Below are 235 nucleotides of genomic sequence, written 5' to 3'. Positions count from 1 at the left end.
CATAGATACGGTCGGGAACTGCCAGAATTCCGGCATCAGTTTCGGGTGCGGATAGGAAGAGAGGCCATTGCCGTGAACTTCCTGACGGAAGTTATCCAGCTGCTCCTGAGTCAGACGACCTTCCAGGAAAGCACGAGCGTACACGCCCGGGGAGATGTGGCCCTGGAAGTCAACCAGGTCGCCGCCATCCTGCTCGTTGCGTGCACGGAAGAAGTGGTTAAAGCACACATCATAA

At 56.2% G+C, this 235-nt stretch carries 1 protein-coding gene; it reads right to left on the bottom strand.

What is annotated here, in order from left to right:
• On the bottom strand, positions 1 to 235 hold a 235-nt coding region (locus tag SB756_RS35525), incomplete at both ends, for a hypothetical protein (protein ID WP_410913941.1).

It is taken from the genome of Pseudomonas sp. SIMBA_068 (assembly GCF_046534705.1).
GTDB classification, from domain to species: domain Bacteria; phylum Pseudomonadota; class Gammaproteobacteria; order Pseudomonadales; family Pseudomonadaceae; genus Aquipseudomonas; species Aquipseudomonas putida.
Note: the sequence above shows the minus strand (reverse complement) of the source record. Positions and strands in the feature narration are given on the sequence as shown.